Origin of the sequence: Janthinobacterium sp. HH106 (assembly GCF_001758725.1) — a bacterium.
In the GTDB taxonomy this organism is placed as follows: Bacteria; Pseudomonadota; Gammaproteobacteria; order Burkholderiales; family Burkholderiaceae_D; genus Janthinobacterium.
Genome location: NZ_LRIC01000027.1, coordinates 123,698 through 139,647, shown reverse-complemented (window position 1 = coordinate 139,647; position 15,950 = coordinate 123,698). Strand labels below are relative to the sequence as shown.

At 65.8% G+C, this 15,950-nt stretch carries 17 protein-coding genes; 8 read left to right on the top strand and 9 right to left on the bottom strand.

Going from position 1 to position 15,950, the window contains the following annotated elements:
* Window positions 1-16: 16 nt before the first annotated feature.
* From JAB8_RS12750 to JAB8_RS12720, 7 genes are all read left to right on the top strand, one after another.
* Window positions 17-622, top strand: a complete 606-nt coding sequence (locus JAB8_RS12750) for a hypothetical protein (RefSeq protein WP_070289815.1) — start codon at window positions 17-19, stop codon at window positions 620-622.
* 274 nt (window positions 623-896) lie between these two features.
* Window positions 897-1,436, top strand: a complete 540-nt coding sequence (locus JAB8_RS12745) for a DUF2325 domain-containing protein (RefSeq protein ID WP_254679512.1) — start codon at window positions 897-899, stop codon at window positions 1,434-1,436.
* A gap of 70 nt (window positions 1,437-1,506) precedes the next feature.
* The gene (locus JAB8_RS12740) at window positions 1,507-2,331 is read left to right on the top strand and encodes a TlpA disulfide reductase family protein (protein ID WP_070289813.1); all 825 of its coding nucleotides are present in this window, start codon (window positions 1,507-1,509) and stop codon (window positions 2,329-2,331) included.
* Between the two features lie 76 nt (window positions 2,332-2,407).
* Window positions 2,408-2,683, top strand: a complete 276-nt coding sequence (locus JAB8_RS12735; RefSeq protein ID WP_070218310.1) for a metal/formaldehyde-sensitive transcriptional repressor — start codon at window positions 2,408-2,410, stop codon at window positions 2,681-2,683.
* A 10-nt stretch (window positions 2,684-2,693) separates the two neighbouring features.
* Window positions 2,694-3,665: a CDF family Co(II)/Ni(II) efflux transporter DmeF gene (gene dmeF / locus JAB8_RS12730; protein ID WP_070289811.1), complete on the top strand. Its 972-nt coding sequence runs from the start codon at window positions 2,694-2,696 to the stop codon at window positions 3,663-3,665.
* Window positions 3,666-3,756: 91 nt separating this feature from the next.
* Window positions 3,757-4,098, top strand: coding sequence for a zinc ribbon domain-containing protein YjdM (locus JAB8_RS12725; RefSeq protein ID WP_070218308.1), 342 nt, complete (start codon window positions 3,757-3,759; stop codon window positions 4,096-4,098).
* Between the two features lie 68 nt (window positions 4,099-4,166).
* Window positions 4,167-5,201 (top strand): RNA methyltransferase, encoded by a 1,035-nt coding sequence (locus tag JAB8_RS12720; RefSeq protein WP_070289809.1) that lies wholly within the window; start codon window positions 4,167-4,169, stop codon window positions 5,199-5,201.
* An 89-nt stretch (window positions 5,202-5,290) separates the two neighbouring features.
* Here JAB8_RS12720 and JAB8_RS12715 read toward each other — a convergent pair whose 3' ends face one another.
* Both JAB8_RS12715 and JAB8_RS12710 read right to left on the bottom strand, forming a co-directional pair.
* On the bottom strand, window positions 5,291-5,695 hold the full coding sequence (locus JAB8_RS12715; protein ID WP_070289804.1) for a hypothetical protein: 405 nt from the start codon (window positions 5,693-5,695) through the stop codon (window positions 5,291-5,293).
* A gap of 73 nt (window positions 5,696-5,768) precedes the next feature.
* Window positions 5,769-5,996, bottom strand: a complete 228-nt coding sequence (locus tag JAB8_RS12710; protein WP_070289802.1) for a hypothetical protein — start codon at window positions 5,994-5,996, stop codon at window positions 5,769-5,771.
* Between the two features lie 126 nt (window positions 5,997-6,122).
* On the opposite strand from JAB8_RS12710, the gene JAB8_RS12705 reads away from it, so the two are divergent.
* Window positions 6,123-6,800 carry a phosphoribosylanthranilate isomerase gene (locus tag JAB8_RS12705; protein WP_070218304.1) on the top strand — a complete coding sequence of 226 codons (678 nt, stop codon included), beginning with the start codon at window positions 6,123-6,125 and terminating at the stop codon, window positions 6,798-6,800.
* Here the strand turns inward: JAB8_RS12705 and JAB8_RS12700 are convergent.
* The 7 genes from JAB8_RS12700 to JAB8_RS12670 form a co-directional block, all read right to left on the bottom strand.
* The gene (locus tag JAB8_RS12700; RefSeq protein WP_070289800.1) at window positions 6,797-7,705 is read right to left on the bottom strand and encodes a LysR family transcriptional regulator; all 909 of its coding nucleotides are present in this window, start codon (window positions 7,703-7,705) and stop codon (window positions 6,797-6,799) included. The genes JAB8_RS12705 and JAB8_RS12700 overlap by 4 nt on opposite strands.
* Window positions 7,706-7,939: 234 nt before the next feature.
* Window positions 7,940-8,491 (bottom strand): 4'-phosphopantetheinyl transferase superfamily protein, encoded by a 552-nt coding sequence (locus tag JAB8_RS12695; protein ID WP_070289869.1) that lies wholly within the window; start codon window positions 8,489-8,491, stop codon window positions 7,940-7,942.
* 9 nt (window positions 8,492-8,500) lie between these two features.
* Window positions 8,501-12,556, bottom strand: a complete 4,056-nt coding sequence (locus JAB8_RS12690; RefSeq protein WP_070289799.1) for a Pls/PosA family non-ribosomal peptide synthetase — start codon at window positions 12,554-12,556, stop codon at window positions 8,501-8,503.
* Between the two features lie 148 nt (window positions 12,557-12,704).
* Window positions 12,705-13,409 (bottom strand): anaerobic ribonucleoside-triphosphate reductase activating protein, encoded by a 705-nt coding sequence (locus JAB8_RS12685; RefSeq protein WP_070289798.1) that lies wholly within the window; start codon window positions 13,407-13,409, stop codon window positions 12,705-12,707.
* On the bottom strand, window positions 13,402-13,599 hold the full coding sequence (gene nrdD / locus JAB8_RS12680) for an anaerobic ribonucleoside-triphosphate reductase (RefSeq protein WP_070218300.1): 198 nt from the start codon (window positions 13,597-13,599) through the stop codon (window positions 13,402-13,404). The genes JAB8_RS12685 and nrdD overlap by 8 nt, the downstream gene beginning before the upstream one ends.
* Window positions 13,596-15,344 carry a ribonucleoside triphosphate reductase gene (locus JAB8_RS12675; protein ID WP_070289796.1) on the bottom strand — a complete coding sequence of 583 codons (1,749 nt, stop codon included), beginning with the start codon at window positions 15,342-15,344 and terminating at the stop codon, window positions 13,596-13,598. The genes nrdD and JAB8_RS12675 overlap by 4 nt, the downstream gene beginning before the upstream one ends.
* Window positions 15,345-15,462: 118 nt before the next feature.
* Window positions 15,463-15,879, bottom strand: a complete 417-nt coding sequence (locus tag JAB8_RS12670) for a hypothetical protein (protein ID WP_070289792.1) — start codon at window positions 15,877-15,879, stop codon at window positions 15,463-15,465.
* Window positions 15,880-15,950 lie beyond the last annotated feature (71 nt).

The following is a 15,950-nucleotide window of genomic DNA, read 5'->3' as shown; positions in this document are numbered from 1 at the left end:
GTGAACCGGAGCAAGCATGAGCAAGATCAAATACGCGGCCGCAGCGGCCTTATGGGCCAGCCTGTCGCCCGCCATGGCGGCGTCCACCCCGGCCGCACCACCATTCCTCGATGTGCTCGCCTATCAGTACGCCAATTGCGTCAAACCTGCCTACCATCAGGCCGACCTGCTGGTACAGGACGGGGCGGGGCGCTACCAGATCGACGTCAAGGGGGAGGCCTACACGGTCGAACTGCAGGAACGCATGGGCTTTTCGCTGCAGGCGGGCACAGGCGGTCCCGTGGCGGCCGTCGTCAAGCTGGACCGGCCGCCACAGGGACAGTTCGCGGAGCAGGCGCGCTGGCGCGAGCGCTGGCTGCGCGACGTGGCCGAGCGCAGCGGCGTGGCGCTGGACGAGCGGGCGCTTGCGGGCGGCGCGCGCCTGCTGGCCGTCAACAAGGGTGAGATCAAGGGGAACTATGTGGGGCAGTCGCTGCTGATCGATCCGGCACGGCAGTTGTTCATCGATATCGCGTGGCCGAACACGCTGGATATCTATCGCGGCCCCGATGCCCTGCGGCAGGTGCGGCAAGTGCAGGACGATGTCTGGAAACGCATGCTGTCCTGCCCGCCGGCCGCGTGAAGCCGGTCGCCTTCGCATATCCCTGCTGCGTGCACGTGCATACACAAATAATAATGATTCTCATTTATAATTCAGCGCTATGGGGATGCAATGGGCTGGCGCCATAGCGCCACGGGTGGTGAAGGAGGGCATGATGGGCAGTGTGTATGGCTACGAGGACGCGATCGCGCACGAGCATCGTGTACTGATGGGCGAATATGGGCGGGCGCAGGCGCGTTGCAGTGCGCAGCTGGCGGCGCAGGCGGCCCGCATCGCGCAGCTGGAGTCGGAATTGATGCGCGCGCGGGCGCAGGTGGTGATCCGCGATTCCAGGCTGGCGCTGGCGCGCGATGAACTGGCCGAACTGGCGGCCAGCGTGCCGGGCTTGCCGACGCGTGCCAGGTTGGCCCGCCGGGTCGAGTGGCTCGGTGAGCGCGTGCAGGACCTGATGCGCGAGCTGCTGCGCCTGCAGTGGCTGCCGGCGCCATCCTTGCAGGCCGACGTGCGCGAAAAAGCCGTGCTGTATGTGGGCACTTATTCAAGTCTGGCGCCGGGACAGCACGCGGCTGGCGCCAACGTGGCGCAGCTGGCCATCGAGCAGGCGGGCGGGCGCTTCCTGCACCATGCGGGCGGCGATGACGGCGCCGACGACGCGGCGGCGCTGGAAGCCGGTCTGGTGGCGGCCGACCTGGTGATTTGCCAGACGGGCTGTGTCAGCCACGATGCCTACTGGCGCGTGCATGACCATTGCAAGCGCACGGGCAAGCAGTGCGTGCTGGTGGACCAGCCGCAAGCCATGCATTTCGTGCGCAAGGAGGCGCTGGCCGATTTTTGATGCCGGATTAACGCCTGCTTAATCCGCATGGGGCAGAATGGCCATCCATTCGATGTTATAGCGAGCGCCCATGCTGTCCCTGCAAATCGGTCCCCTGGCCCTGCCCACGGGCCTGGTCCTGTTGTTCGTTTCCCTGTGCGTCGCCTACGGCGCGGCGTGGTGGCTGCGGAAGCACCGCCGGCTGCCGGACGCCGGCCCCCTCGTTTCCGACATGCTGATCGCCGGCCTGCTGGGGGCGCGCGTGGCGTTCGTGCTGCGCTGGCACGAACAGTATCTGGCCGCGCCCGCGTCCATCCTCAATATCCGCGACGGCGGCTTCCTGGCGCCGGCTGGCATCGCGGCCGCGCTGGCCATCGCCGCGTGGCGCTGCCGGCGTCCAGCCATGGCGCTCATGCGCCGGCCGCTGGCCATCAGCGTGGCCTGCGGTGCGCTGGCCTGGGGCGTGTTGAGCGCAGGGCTGGGGCTGGCGTACGACAAGCCGGCGGCCTTGCCGGCCGTGGCCCTGCATGCGCTCGACGGCACCTCCACCAGCCTGGCGGCGCTGGCCGGTGGCAAGCCCATGGTGGTCAACTTGTGGGCCAGCTGGTGCCCGCCATGCCGGCGCGAGATGCCCGTGCTGGCCGCCGCACAGCAGGCGCGCGCCGATATCGTCTTCGTGTACGCGAACCAGCGCGAGGATGCGGCGGCGGCCAGCGCTTTCCTGGACAGGAGCGGCACGACCCTGCGCAATGTGGTGCTCGACAGCGGAGCGGCGCTGGGCAAGGCGGCCGGTTCCTCGGCCCTGCCCACCACCCTGTTCTATGACGCGCAGGGGCGTCTTGCCGACACCCACCTGGGTGAATTGTCCGACGCTTCGCTGGCCAGCAAGCTGCAGAAGATCGCACCCGTTCCCTGAGGCGGGTATGCCTTGTTGACTCAGCCATGGCGCTTTCTGATAGTATACCCCCCTATAGTATTTATCGGAGTGAATCATGGGCCACACGGCACACAACAAGACCAGGCTGCTCAATCGCGTCAAGCGCATCCGCGGCCAGGTGGAAGGCCTGGAGCGGGGACTGGAAGAGGGCCGCGACTGCGGCGAAGTGCTGCAGCTGATCGCCGCCGTGCGCGGCGCCGTCAATGGCCTGATGGCCGAAGTCATCGAAGAGCATTTGCGCGAGCACGTGGCCAGTCCCGATCTCTCCGGCGAAGAGCGGGCCAGAGGCGCCGACGACATCGCGGGCATCCTGCGCACCTACCTCAAATAAGGAGAACGTCATGAAAACGCAATCCCTGAGCGAAGACCTCTCCGCCTGGCAGCACGAACACGTCTTCGGCGCCGCCAGCGACAAGGCCGAACGCCGCGCGCGCATCGTCATGTGGATCACCTTGGCCACCATGGTGCTGGAAATCGTCGCCGGCTGGTGGTACAACTCCATGGCCCTGCTGGCCGATGGATGGCATATGAGTTCGCACGCGCTGGCCATCGGCCTGGCCGCGTTTGCGTATGCGGCGGCGCGCCGCTATGCGCGCGACCCCCGCTTTGCCTTCGGCACGTGGAAGATCGAGGTGCTGGCCGGCTATACGAGCGCCATCCTGCTGCTGGGCGTGGCCGTGCTGATGGTGGCCGCTTCCGTCGAGCGCCTGTTCTCGCCGCAGCCCATCCAATATCCGCAGGCGATGGCGGTGGCGGCCTTCGGCCTGGCGGTCAACCTCGTGTGCGCGCTGATCCTCGGCGGCCACCACGACCATGACCACCATCATGGTCACGACCATCATGACCATCACGGGCACCACGACCACCATGGCCATGGCGAAGACCTGAACATGAAGGCCGCGTACATCCACGTGCTGGCCGACGCCGCCACGTCCGTGCTGGCCATCGTGGCGCTGGCCGGCGCGTGGGCTTACGGCTGGCAGTGGCTCGATCCCGTGATGGGTATCGCGGGCGCCGTGCTGGTGGCGCTGTGGGCGAAAAAGCTGATGCTGGACACGGGCAAGGTCTTGCTGGACCGCGAGATGGACCACCCCGTGGTGGATGAAATCCGCGAAGCGGTGGAAATGGAAAGCGCCGGCGACACGCCGCGCATCGTCGACCTGCACGTGTGGCGAGTCGGCAAGCAGCTGTATTCGTGCGCCTTGTCCGTCGTCAGCCGCGACGCTGCATTGACGGCCGCCGAACTGCGCGCGCGCATCGGCCTCCACGAGGAAATCGTCCACAGCACCATCGAGATTATTCACCGGCCTTGATAATGATGGGGAAAAAAGCCCGTTGATGCAGGGCGTAGGCCGTATAATGTCGGCTTTTACAGCACGCGCTGTTCACCAGACAGAGAAGAAAATGAGCACATTACCACCATGCCCGCAATGCCAATCCGAATTCACGTACGAAGACGGCAGCCAGTTGATCTGCCCTGAGTGCGCGCATGAATGGTCGGCCACGGCTGGCGAAGCCGTGGAAGAGGGCGCCCGTGTGTACCGCGATTCGGCCGGCAATATCCTGCAGGACGGCGACACGGTCAGCGTCATCAAGGACTTGAAATTGAAGGGCGGCGGCGGTGTCGTCAAGATGGGCACGAAGGTCAAGAACATCCGCCTGGTCGACAGCGACCACGACATCGACTGCAAGATCGACGGCTTCGGTTCCATGAGCTTGAAGACGGAATTCGTCAAGAAAGTGTAAGACTTTTCCTTGCCATTCGCGGCGCGCCTCGCATTGTTGCCGGCGCGCCGTTTTTTATTTCAGATCCCATGCAAATCGACCATCTCCGCCAGCGCCTGCGCGCCCTGGGCGCCAAGCCTCTGCACGAACAGCGCGTGTTGCGCGACTGGATACAGGGCCAGCCGCACGACCAGGGCCGGCGCCGCGCCGAAGACTTTTTGCCGCTGCCCGTGCGCGACGCCTTGCCTGCGCTCGACCTCGAACTGCAGGGCATGCTGAAACTGCTCAGCACCCATCCGGGTGCCGACGGTTCGGCGCGCCTGCTGGTGGGGCTGCACGACGGCCAGACGGTGGAAAGCGTGCTGCTGCCGCGCGACGGCCTGTGCGTGTCGAGCCAGGTGGGCTGCGCCGTCGGCTGCCAGTTCTGCATGACGGGCCGTGACGGCTTGATCCGGCAAGTGACCAGCGGCGAGATCGTGGCGCAGGTGGTGCTGGCGCGCACCTTGCGTCCCGTCAAAAAAGTCGTCTTCATGGGCATGGGCGAACCGGCGCATAACCTGAACAATGTGATGGAAGCGATCGAGCTGCTGGGCACGGAGGGCAATATCGGCCACAAGAACCTCGTGTTCTCCACCGTGGGCGACCCGCGTGCCTTCGAACGCCTGCCGCAGGGGCGGGTCAAGCCGGCGCTGGCCCTGTCGCTGCACACGACGAAGCCGGCGCTGCGCGAACAGCTGCTGCCGCGCGCGCCCAGGCTCACCCCGCGCGAGCTGGTGGACTTCGGCGAAGCGTATGCGCGCCTGACCGGCTATCCGGTGCAGTATCAATGGACCCTGATGGAGGGCGTCAACGATGGCGACGACGAGATGGACGGCATCGTCGCGCTCTTGCAGGGCAAGTACGCGGTGCTCAACATGATCCCGTATAACACCATCGATGACTTGCCGTTCAGGCGTCCCAGCTGGGACAAGGCGCGGGCCATCGCCGCCGCCCTGCACGCGCGCGGCGTGCTGACCAAATTGCGCGATTCGGCCGGGCAGGACGTGGAGGGCGGCTGCGGGCAGTTGCGGGCGCGCGAAGCGAAGGGCAAGGTCATTCCCATCCGTGCCAGCGTGACGGCGTAGGTCGGATTAGCGGAGCGTAATCCGACATTCGCCCATACGCCAACAATGATGTCGGATTACGCGGTGCCCGCTAATCCGACCTACTCGGCTCACACCCCACCGAGCAAATCATTTTCATTCAATATCGCAAACGCGATCTCGGGATGCGCGGCCAGGCAGCGGCGCACAGCGGCGGGAATGGCGGCGCGCGTCTTGCGGCACAGGCCGGGCCGCTCCAGCAGGCGGATCTGGAAGCCGCGCACGGTGCGCACTTCGCCGCTGCCGGGCACGATCTGCAATTCCACGCCCAGGTTGCTCTTCAACAGCCGCTGCAGCTTCTGCAGCTGTGCATACGTGGCGATGCCCTCGATGTGCGCCAGCAGGCGCTTTTCTTCCGTCAGGTTCAGGCGCAGGATGGACAGGTCCGCCTGCGGATCGTCGAGCAATCGCTCGCGCTCGCAGTCGCACAGCTGCGGCGGGCACTCCTTGCGGACTTCAAAATCGACGATGCGCATGCTGGTGTTCCAGTGACGTTCCAATGGCGATCCGGGATCAATCAAGTATCGTCCCCCGCCTGGCGCATGTCAATCAGCGGGGGCTGACGATCAGGCGCCAGCGGATGGCGCCTTGCCCGCTGCTGTGCTGGTGGTGGTTTTGCGGCGGCATGACGTGGCCTTCCGTCGAGACGATCTCGTGCGCGCAGCCGTCGCAGCGGTAGATGCCCGAATACGGCACGGCTTCGCCTGGCGAGGTCAGTTCATCGAAACGCGGGTGCATGGAGCGCGCCACGTAGCTGGGGTTTTTGTAGTCGGCCATGGATTCCTCTGGATGTGGGCAGGTCCCCATTCTGGCACACAATCGTGCACGGCCTTGACCGCGTGTCTTGGCGCGCGCGCCGCCCTGTGTTGTAATGTTGATCATCCCGACGGAGTACGCAAGGCCATGAGAACCCGCATCAAGATCTGCTGCATCGCTTCCATCGACGAAGCGCAACTGGCCATTGCCGCCGGCGCCGACGCGCTGGGCCTGGTGGCCGCCATGCCGTCCGGCCCTGGCCCGATTCCCGACGCGCGCATCGCGCAGATCGCCGCCTGGACGCCGCCTCCCGTGGCCACCTTCCTGCTGACGTCCGAGACGACGGCGGCAGCCATCGCCGAACACGTGCGCGCCACGCAGCCGTCCACCGTGCAGATCGTCGGCCATATCGACCCCGGCGAAGTGGCGCAGCTGGCGCGCTTGCTGCCGCACGTGCGGCGCGTGCAGGTGATCCACGTGGAGGGACCGGAGGCGTTGGCGCTGATCCCCGCCTACGCGCCCCATGTCCACGCTTTTTTGCTCGATTCGGGACGCCCCGGCGCGGCTGTGCCGGAGCTGGGTGGCACGGGCCGCACGCATGACTGGTCCGTCAGCGCGCGCTTCGTGCGCGCCAGCCCCCGTCCCGTCTTCCTGGCCGGCGGCCTCGATGCGAACAACGTGATGGAGGCGCTGCGCCAGGTACGCCCCTACGGCATCGACCTGTGCTCGCGCGTGCGCACGGACGGCCAGCTCGATGTCATGAAGCTGGCCTTGCTGATGGCGGCCGTGCGCGACGCGGATGCGGCGCTGTATGCGGAAGGCTAAGCCGTAGTTGCCGATGCGTTCATCTCGCGCACGAACGCTTCCGTAAACGCGGCCACCATGCCGCTGGCCGCGCGCGGCGAGATCAGGCCCACGACGGAGTGCGATTCCTCGTCCGGCAGCGCGATAAAACGCACGCCGGGCGGCGCCACCAGGCGCATGCTGTCGGGGACGATGGCGATGCCCATATTGGCTTCGATCAGGTTCAGTTGCGAGGTCTTGCGCGACAGGGCGCGCGCCGCCTTCGGGAAGAAGCCCTGTGCCAGGCACAGGCCCGCCACCAGGTAGCTCAGGCCCCCCCGGTCCTTGTGCGGGATAGAGACGAACGCTTCGTCGCGCAGGGCGGCGATCGTCGTGCGCTCCAGCGCCGCCAGCGGCGACATCGCCGACACGGCCACCACCAGTTTTTCCGCGTACAGTTCGCGCACGACGATGTTGGCGTGCTTGCGCAGGGTGGGCAGGCGCACGAGGCCCAGGTCGGCGCGGCCTTCTTCGATATCAAACGCCTGGTTTTCCGACGAGCCTTTCGAGACGTCGAGCGAAACGCCGGGGAATTGCGCCAGCAGCCGGTTCAGCACGGCGCCGATGGCGGGCGTGAGAGTGACGGAACTCGAATGCAGCAGGCGGATGATGCCTTGCGCGCCTTGTCCCACGTGGCGTGTCTGGCGCACGGTTTCCTCGATGTCGTCGAGGATGCGCCTGGCGCGTTCATAAAACAGCTGTCCCGCGGGCGTCAGCTCGATATGGCGCGCGTCGCGCGTGAGCAGCAGGGCTTGCACCTCGCCCTCGAGCTCCTTGATTTGCCGGCTCAGGGCCGACTGCGCGATATACAGCTTTTCCGCCGCGCGCGAGTAGCTGCCCGCATCGACGACTTCGACAAAGTAGCGGAACTGTCTGATGGAAATCAATCGTATGCCTTTTCGAGATCGGAGACTGCCTGATTTGATATTGGCCTGGCCCCGGCGTTCGCGCTACAGTGGCCTGGTCTGCTGTCACTGCAAAGGAAAGACCATGCTGGAATTGATCGGGGTGCTGGGACTGCTCGTCAGTATTATCGTAAAACTGATTTTCGTCCAGATCGGCGCGGCTGATGACGGTAAAGAGGATTGATAGGGAATTAACCCAACAGCGTGAAGCTGGGGTCAGACCCGTCGGGTCTGACCCCGGATTGTCGCTAACATTGCCACGAAATTTTGCGGAGTCTCCACGGCTTGCAAATGACAATTCAATGCCACCCCATCCCACTCCGCCAACTGCTTGCCCGCGCACTTGAGCGCCGCCTCGCGCGCCGTCCACGCCTGCGCCAGGCGCCGCGGGCGCTGATCGGCAGGGCAGTCGGCCAGCTTAGCTGCCACTTGCGGCCCCAGATAGTCGCGTGCCAGATGGAACCAGTCGGCAATGTCCTGCACCCGCATCACGTCGATGCCGACGAGATCATGCAGGCCGATGGCGGCCAGCGACAGTCCTTCGTCATGGCTGAACGACAGGCTGGCCGCGCGGCCGGCCAGCAGCAAACGGGGAGGGGCGCCCGGTGTCGATTCCACTGTAATCGCCTCGATGTCCAGGTTTTGCCACTGTGCCGCCGCTTCGCGCACGGCCTGGCGCAGGTGCGCGCGCGCTTCCACGCGGGATGGCGGCGGCACGATGCCGATCGCCAGCACGCCGTCGCCCGCCCAAAGCACCGTAAAATCCATCAGCTGCAATCAGCTACGCAAAGGCGCGGCCGGACATCCCGCCCAGTTGCTGCCGGCGGGGATGTGCTCGCCCTTCATCACCAGGGTCAGCGGTCCCAGGCGCGCATTGTCGCCCACCTTGGCGCTGTACAGCACGGAGCTGCGCGGGCCCATGTAGACGCGCTGGCCGATTTCCACGTGGTCGATCTTCATCACGCGGTCTTCGAACAGATGCGTCTGCGGGCAGGTGAGTGCATTCAATTCGCTGTAGTCGCCGATGTGCACGCAGTCGAATTCCGTGATATCCGTCGTGTCCATGTAGACGCCGCGGCCGATCTTGCAGCCGAACAGGCGGAAGGCCAGCGGCAGCCACGGCGTGCCGCGCAGGTAGCGCATGAAGTTGGGCACGGCGATGCCTTCATACAGGTTGGTCACGCCTTCCGAAATCCACACGAACGGCGTCCACATGGGCGCCGCGTGCTTGCGGTAGCGTCCCAGCAGCAGCCACTTGAACAGCACGACCACCAAAAAATTGCCGATGCCATAGGCGATGCCGGCAATTGCCAGGTCGCTCACCACTTCGCCCCAGCGCCCTGCGCCCGCGATGGGCATCACGTCCAGCACCAGCGTATAGCCGACGGCGATCACCACGGCGTGCGGCGCGACGATGCGGAACGCTTCGATCAGGCTGCGGCCCAGGCGGCGCAGCAGCGACGGCTTGAACGTCAGGTGCTCGGCAAAGCCGCTGACCTGTTCGCGCGCGGGCAAATGCATGGGCGGGGAACCGAGCCAGGTATCGCCGCTGTGCATCTGCTCATTGCGCGGCGCGTGCGTGTGCACGCCGATCAGCACATGTTCGGGCAGCACGGTGCCGTCCGGGATATAGCTGCCGTTGCCGACGAAGCTGCGGTGCGAGACGACAGTGGGGCGCATGGTCATCCAGCCGCCGTCGATCTGCTCGTCGCCCAGCATGACGGCGTCGGCGATGAAGGTGTCGTCGCCCAGTGTCAGCATGTCGGGCACGACACCCAGCGCCGTGGAAATCTCCGCGCCCTTGCCGACCTTGGCGCCCAGCAGGCGGTACCAGTAGGGCGCGTACACGGTGGCGTAGATGCCGTGCAGGACGTTCAGGCTCGATTCCTGGATATGGCTGACCAGCCACTTGGCGCAATAGATATTGCTGTGCACGGGCGAGCTGCCCGGTTTCAGGCGCGGCAGCGCGCCCCAGCGGATGGCGGCCGACAGCAGGGCCGTGAGCACGATCAGCACGGCGCTGGCGGGGAAGGCCAGCAGGAAGTAGCGGGCGAGCTGGGTCGTCACGTCGCGCCCCTGCAGCCACGGCATCATTTCGCGCTCGTCGAACCAGTCGATCAGCACGAAGCTGGGGAAGACGGGCATGAAGAACAGCACGGCGATGAGGACCATGCCGAAGCAGAAGAACACGGTTTCGCCCGTCAGGCGCAGGCGCGAGACGGCGGGGCGCGGCGGCTGGCTGGCCCGGTCATAGGGGCCGATGTCGCGCGCGGGCGATCCCGTCCAGACGCGCCCGGCCGGCACCGAAGCGCCGTCGGCCAGTGCCGACTGGCCCTCGAGGTGACCGAAGGCGCCTACTTGCGTATTGCCTTCCAGGATAGCGTAAGAGCTGATGCAGGCATCGTCGCCGATGCTGATCTGCCCCAGCAGCAAACGGCCCCGTTCCACGCGGGCGTTTTCAAAGTTGACGGCATTGCCCACGCTGACGTTGTCGCCGATGGACAGCAAGTCGGGCGCGCGCAGGGTCATCGAGCCGATGACCACTTCCTTGCCCACTTTCGCGCCCAGCGCGCGCAGCCACCAGCTGTTCAGGGACGAGCCGCTGAGCAGATAGGCGGGCGCCGATTCGACCAGGCGGTCGGCCAGCCACCAGCGGTAATAGGTGACACCCCACAGCGGATAGCTGCCCGGTTTCAGACGCCCGGCGATCAGCCACTTGCCGGCAATCGCAATGGCAAATTCGGCCAGGGTCGCGAGCAAGAACACGCCGATGGAGGCGGCGATGGCGCGCGGCACGGTGTCGCCCGTGTCGCCCGTGAAGAAGTGATAGGTGAAGAAGGGCGCCATCCACTGCGCCATGCGCAGGGTGACGAGGCCAGGCACGGCCGCCGCCTGCGCCGCGCCGCAGATCCAGCGCTTCCAGGCCGACGGCGGCGTCCAATCCGCTTCCGGCGTGGCCAGCGCGGGCGCTTCGTTCAGCACGGCGGCGATCTTGCCGATCTGCCGGTTCTGGTAAATGTCGCGCACCGTCATGTGGGCGTAGGCCGGATCGGCGCGCAGGGCGGACGCCAGGCGCGCGGCCAGGAAGGAGTGGCCGCCGAGGTCGCTGAAGAAATCCAGCTGGCGCAAGATGGCCTGGCCCGGGAACAGCTTGGCCAGGGCCGCGAACAGGGCCGCTTCGGCCGGCGTTTCCGGCACGTCCGAGATCCCCGCCTCGCCGGCGGGCGGGGCAGACAGGGGCATGGCTTTCAAGGCTTTTCTGTCGATTTTTCCCGAGGTCAGGCGCGGCATCAGCGGCAGCAATTCAAAGCGGCCCGGCACCATGTAGGGCGGCAGGTGCAGGTTCAGGGCCGCGCGCAGGGTTTTCGCCGCCAGGGCGTCGCCGGGCGCCTCGTCGCTGCCGACGATGTAGGCCACCAGCTGGTCGATGCCGTCATCCTTGCGCAACAGGACGGCCACCGTGCCCACGCCCGGCTGCTGCGCCAGCACGGCTTCGATCTCGCCCAGCTCCACGCGGAAGCCGCGTATCTTCACCTGGTCATCGGCGCGGCCCAGGCACAGCACCTGGCCGTCCGCATCGATGCGGGCCAGGTCGCCCGTGCGGTACAGGCGCGCGTCATCGTCGCTGGTCGCCCACGGGTTGGGCAGGAATTTTTCCACCGTCAGGTCGGGCCGGCCCAGATAGCCCTCGGCCAGGCCGGGGCCGATGATGCACAGTTCCCCCGTTTCGCCGCGCGCCAGCAATGTCAATGGGCGGTTTTCTCCGTGCTCGGCCACCTGCAGCACCAGCAAGCCGTAGTTGGGCAGCGGCGTGCCGATGGTGACGGGTTCTCCGGGGCGCAGCCGCGCCAGGCTGCACGAAACGGTCGCTTCCGTGGGACCATAGGTGTTGAACATGGCGCGGCCCGGGCGCGACCAGCGCTCGACCAGGGACTCGGGGCACATCTCGCCGCCCAGGTTGATCAGGCGCAGGCTCGGTACTTCCTCGGCGAACAGGGCCAGCAGGGTCGGCACGGCATGGAGAACGGTGACGTGGTTGGCGGCCAGCGCGCGCGGCAAGGCTTCCGGGTCGCCCGAAATCTCCTTGGGCCCCAGCCACAGGGTGGCGCCCACCAGGTAGGCGATCCAGATTTCCTCGAACGACATGTCGAAGGCGACGGAAAATCCCTGGTAGACGGTGTCGCTTTGCTCCACTTCCAGCACGGCGTTTTCGCTGCGCAGGAAGTGGCAGATGCTGCGCTGATTGATCAATATGCCCTTGGGCTTGCCCGTGGAGCCGGACGTGTAGATCACGTATGCCGGGTGTTCGGGCAAGACTGTGCCGCGCGCGGGCAGCAGTTCGCCCGGCGCGGCGGGGGCCAGCAGGCTTTCCGCGGTCCACACGGGACGCTCGACGCCAGCCTGCTCCAGGCGCGGCGCGAACTGCGCGCAGCTGACGACGCCAGCGCCATTGGCGTCGTCGAGGCACACCTGCAGGCGTTCGACGGGCGTGTCTTCATCGACGGGCAGCCAGGCGGCTCCCGCCTTGGCGATGGCCGCCTGCATCAGCAGCAGATGTGCGCCGCGCGGCAGCCACAGTCCCACGATGTCGCCGGGCTTGACGCCGGCCGCCATCAGGCGCGATGCCGCCAGGCCCGCCTGCGCATCAAGTTCGGCATACGTGATGCGGCGCGCGCCATCGATCAGGGCGATGTGCTGCGGGCAGCGGCGCGCCGTCGCTTCCAGCAGGTCGGCCAGCACTTCCTCGCGCAGCAGATCCGGTCGCGGCGGGCCGTACAGGATGTCGGCGTGGGTGGAAGGGATGCCTGGGCTGACTGCGGTGAAATCGTTCATGGATGACGCTTATCTGTAATGCGGTGTGAGGAATCTGACGGGCTGCGCATGGTGCGCGGCACAGTTGATACATTACAGCACGCAAGACATTTCAGCGTTGCAGAACGGGGAATTTTGCGGGACTTTCAATAATTATGTGGCTGCACGATCAACTGCCATGATTACGGAATGTAAAACGGGGAAACATGGCGCCGATTTGCGCCACAGTAGCCGCCGCCGGATAGCCGTGCAGGGGGCGGCCGGACAGCGCCGCGTCCGCGCAGCCTTCGGCGCGGAACTGCTGCAGCACGTAGTTATCGACGCCTTTCGCGGCCAGGGCGGCGGCCAGGGACAGCAGCTGTGCGTCCGGCAGCAAGTCCGGATGGGTGGTGGTGCGGCATTCGTAGGCGACGCCGCGGGCGAGGATGGCGTCCAGGCAGGCGCGCGCCGGGTCGCCGCTGCCGGCCACGCGGGTCACATGACGATAGTCGGCAAACGGCGCCTTGATGTCGAAGCCGACCCAGTCGACCAGGGGCAGCACTTCCTGCAGGCGCTGCGGATAGATGCAGGCCGTGTGCAGGCCGATGCCGAAACCCAGCGCCCTGACGTCCAGCATGGCGCGCCCCAGCGCCGGGTCCATGCACGCCTCGCCGCCGCTGAAGACGACGGCGTCGACGAGGCCCACGCGGCGCCGCAGCCAGGTCAGTACGTCCTGCCACGGCATGGCGCCTTCGGGCGTGCGCGCCTGCAAATGCGGATTGTGGCAATAGCCGCAACGCCAGGGGCAGCCCTGCACGAACACCACGGCAGCCAGCTTGCCCGGGTAGTCGGTGGCGGAAAAGGGCGTCAGGCCGCCCACTTTCAACTCAGCCATGGCAGGCCGGCTGGCCAACCCGGGCGCTCGCTTCCGTAAAATACTGGCGCTCGTGGAATTCGCCCTGCTTGCCGATGTTGAACGAGGCGACGGGGCGGTGATAGCCCATCACGCGCGTCCAGATTTCGCAGCGCTGGCGTTCGCTGTCGAGCAGGGTGATGGCGGGAGTGAAGTCGGGACGTGCATTCATGGCGTTTCCTCAAGTGATGGAGCGATGTGGGCCTGCTTGCGGGCGATCAGTTCCGCGTCGCAGGTGGGGCAGAATTCGTGTTTTCCGGCCAGGTAGCCGTGGCGCGGGCAGATGGAAAACGTGGGCGTGACGGTGATGTAGGGCAGCGAGAAGCGGCTCAGGGCGCGTTTGACCAGCTCGCGGCAGGCGTTCGCGTCCGACAGCGCTTCCGTCATGTACAAATGCAGCACCGTGCCGCCCGTGTATTTGCGCTGCAGCGCGTCCTGCAATTCCAGCGCTTCGAACGGGTCGTCCGTGTGGCCGACGGGCAGCTGCGACGAGTTCGTGTAATACGGATTGTCGACGGTGCCGGCCTGCAGGATGGCGGGATAGCGCTTGCGGTCTTCGCGGGCGAAGCGGTACGTCGTGCCTTCGGCCGGCGTCGCTTCCAGGTTGTACATATGGCCCGTCTCTTCCTGGAATTGCACCATGCGGGCACGCACGTGGTCGAGCAGGCGGATCGCCAGCGCATGGCCCTCGGCGGACGTGATGTCATGGGCGTCGCCGCTGAAATTGCGGATCATCTCGTTGATGCCGTTCACGCCCAGGGTGGAAAAGTGGTTGCGCAGGGTGCCCAGGTAGCGTTTCGTGTAGGGGAACAGGCCTTGCTGCATCAGTTCCTCGATGGTGCGGCGCTTGATTTCCAGGCTGGTCTTGCCCAGTTCCAGCAGGCGGTCCAGGTCCGCCATCAAGGCCGCTTCGTCGCCGCGCCACAGGTGGCCCAGGCGTGCGCAGTTGATCGTCACCACGCCCAGGGAGCCCGTCTGCTCGGCGGAACCGAACAGGCCATTGCCCCTTTTCAGCAGTTCGCGCAAGTCCAGCTGCAAGCGGCAGCACATGGAGCGGATCATGTTCGGCTTGAGTTCCGAATTGATGAAGTTCTGGAAGTAGGGTAGGCCGTAGCGGGCCGTCATTTCGAACAGGCGTTCCGCGTTTTCGCTATGCCAGTCGAAATCCTCGGTGATGTTATAGGTCGGGATGGGGAAGGTGAAGACCCTGCCCTTGGCGTCGCCCGCCATCATGATCTCGATGTAGGCGCGGTTGATCATGTCCATCTCCGCCTGCAGCTCGCCATAGCTGAAGTCCATTTCCCGGCCGGCGATGACGGGAATCTGCTCGCGCAGGTCGTCCGGGCAGACCCAGTCGAAGGTGAGGTTGGTGAACGGCGTCTGCGTGCCCCAGCGCGACGGCACGTTGAGGTTGAAGATCAGCTCCTGCATGTACTGGCGCACATCTTCGTAGCGCAGGCTGTCCTTGCGGATGTAGGGCGCCATGTAGGTGTCGAAGGAGCTGAACGCCTGCGCGCCGGCCCACTCGTTTTGCAGGGTGCCGAGAAAATTGACGATCTGGCCGATGGCGCTCGACATGTGTTTCGGCGGGCCCGATTCGATCTTGCCCGGCACGCCGTTCAAGCCTTCGTGCAGCAGGGTGCGCAGCGACCAGCCGGCGCAATAGCCGGCCAGCATGTCGAGGTCGTGGATGTGCAGGGCCGCTTCGCGGTGCGCCGCGCCCACTTCCGGCGGATACACCTGGTCCAGCCAGTAGTTGGCGATGACCTTGCCCGATACATTGAGTATCAGGCCGCCCAGCGAGTAACCCTGGTTGGCGTTGGCGTTGACACGCCAGTCGCGCCGCTCCAGGTATTCATTGATGGACGCGGCGACATCGACGTGGCCGCGTGTGGGGGAAACTGCATTTGTCGTCATGAAACCTCCAATAAACACAACATGCGGTGTTTTTATGGAGATTAATCACTAAATATAGTGGCGTCAAAGGGTGCGTGCAGTTGCGTGACGAATCCTTGATGCAGGTGAAAAATCCACGTCAGCCGCTTTTGTTCCAGCGCGTTTCGCGCAGGATCAGCCAGCTCGCGCAAAAGAACGCGGCGCCGCAGGCGGCGACGCTGGCGACGGAGGCGGGCAGCACGTGCGTCCAGATTTCCAGCGGCGTGTAGGTGCTCCAGCTGGCCACGCGCGCGTCGAAGGTGACGTAGTTCGCCAGCAGCCAGTAGACGGCCAGCAGGCCCGTGCAGATGGCGGCCTGACGCAGCAGCGGCATCTTGCGGCGCGCGAACACGGCCAGCAGGAACAGCAGCAGCACGCCCGGATACGCGCCCAGCACTTCCGGCGACAGCACGGAGATGGTCCCTGCGTCATAGCCATCGGGCGGGCCGGCCCACTGCACCTGCAGCGCGGTGAGGAACAGGGTGAGCAGGAAAATCAGCAGCGGTTTGCGGGTCATGGCGGGCAATCGGATAGGGAAAAAGTGGGGCATTTTACAGCCAGGTCAAGCAAGTTGAACGCGCGCCAGCC

What these genes read in the sequence shown, in the direction of transcription:
- JAB8_RS12750 (WP_070289815.1), top strand. Translation starts at nt 17, where the DNA reads ATGAGCAAGATCAAATACGCGGCCGCAGCGGCCTTATGGGCCAGCCTG.
- JAB8_RS12745 (WP_254679512.1), top strand. Translation starts at nt 897, where the DNA reads ATGCGCGCGCGGGCGCAGGTGGTGATCCGCGATTCCAGGCTGGCGCTG.
- JAB8_RS12740 (WP_070289813.1), top strand. Translation starts at nt 1,507, where the DNA reads ATGCTGTCCCTGCAAATCGGTCCCCTGGCCCTGCCCACGGGCCTGGTC.
- JAB8_RS12735 (WP_070218310.1), top strand. Translation starts at nt 2,408, where the DNA reads ATGGGCCACACGGCACACAACAAGACCAGGCTGCTCAATCGCGTCAAG.
- dmeF (WP_070289811.1), top strand. Translation starts at nt 2,694, where the DNA reads ATGAAAACGCAATCCCTGAGCGAAGACCTCTCCGCCTGGCAGCACGAA.
- JAB8_RS12725 (WP_070218308.1), top strand. Translation starts at nt 3,757, where the DNA reads ATGAGCACATTACCACCATGCCCGCAATGCCAATCCGAATTCACGTAC.
- JAB8_RS12720 (WP_070289809.1), top strand. Translation starts at nt 4,167, where the DNA reads ATGCAAATCGACCATCTCCGCCAGCGCCTGCGCGCCCTGGGCGCCAAG.
- JAB8_RS12715 (WP_070289804.1), bottom strand. Translation starts at nt 5,695, where the DNA reads ATGCGCATCGTCGATTTTGAAGTCCGCAAGGAGTGCCCGCCGCAGCTG.
- JAB8_RS12710 (WP_070289802.1), bottom strand. Translation starts at nt 5,996, where the DNA reads ATGGCCGACTACAAAAACCCCAGCTACGTGGCGCGCTCCATGCACCCG.
- JAB8_RS12705 (WP_070218304.1), top strand. Translation starts at nt 6,123, where the DNA reads ATGAGAACCCGCATCAAGATCTGCTGCATCGCTTCCATCGACGAAGCG.
- JAB8_RS12695 (WP_070289869.1), bottom strand. Translation starts at nt 8,491, where the DNA reads ATGGATTTTACGGTGCTTTGGGCGGGCGACGGCGTGCTGGCGATCGGC.
- JAB8_RS12690 (WP_070289799.1), bottom strand. Translation starts at nt 12,556, where the DNA reads ATGAACGATTTCACCGCAGTCAGCCCAGGCATCCCTTCCACCCACGCC.
- JAB8_RS12685 (WP_070289798.1), bottom strand. Translation starts at nt 13,409, where the DNA reads ATGGCTGAGTTGAAAGTGGGCGGCCTGACGCCCTTTTCCGCCACCGAC.
- nrdD (WP_070218300.1), bottom strand. Translation starts at nt 13,599, where the DNA reads ATGAATGCACGTCCCGACTTCACTCCCGCCATCACCCTGCTCGACAGC.
- JAB8_RS12675 (WP_070289796.1), bottom strand. Translation starts at nt 15,344, where the DNA reads ATGACGACAAATGCAGTTTCCCCCACACGCGGCCACGTCGATGTCGCC.
- JAB8_RS12670 (WP_070289792.1), bottom strand. Translation starts at nt 15,879, where the DNA reads ATGACCCGCAAACCGCTGCTGATTTTCCTGCTCACCCTGTTCCTCACC.